Below are 519 nucleotides of genomic sequence, written 5' to 3'. Positions count from 1 at the left end.
TATGGTCTTGGCTGGCGTTTAGGTGCATTCAATGTGGATAAGTGGACGTTATATCAAGTGGCGCAATATTGTGATCAGCTTGTGCCAGATGGGTTTGGCGGTAAAGAACCTCGATTCACGTGTAATGCGTGGCTGACAGATCAGCGTAAAGCATACGATGTGATTAATGACATCTGTTCGATCTTCCGCGCAATGCCAGTGTGGAACGGGCAAGAGTTTACCGTCGTAATGGACAGACCTGCAGATCCGGTGTGGACTTATACAAATGCGAATGTTGTTGACGGTGAGTTTTCTTATCAATATTCAGCACAGAAAGCGCGACACAACGAGATTCACGTTGAATATGTTGACGCAAGTGATAGCTATGAAAGAAAGATCGAAATCGTATCTGATGATGATTTGATTCGTCGTCATGGTTTAAACATTAAAAAAGTGACGGCGTTTGGCTGCACATCACGTGGTCAAGCATTCCGCACTGGGAAATGGATTCTTGAAACAGAGAGGTTAGAAACAAAAACA

At 43.9% G+C, this 519-nt stretch carries 1 protein-coding gene; it reads left to right on the top strand.

All coding sequences use genetic code 11. The features are described 5' to 3' along the window. Nucleotides 1–519, top strand: a 519-nt coding sequence (locus tag ACFSAV_RS08555) for a phage tail protein (RefSeq protein ID WP_379098536.1), incomplete at both ends; no start/stop codon positions are given.

This window comes from Pasteurella oralis (assembly GCF_042681465.1).
GTDB lineage: Bacteria > Pseudomonadota > Gammaproteobacteria > Enterobacterales > Pasteurellaceae > Pasteurella > Pasteurella oralis.
The sequence above is the reverse complement of the archived record's forward strand: the minus strand, read 5'-3'. Positions and strand labels throughout refer to the sequence as shown.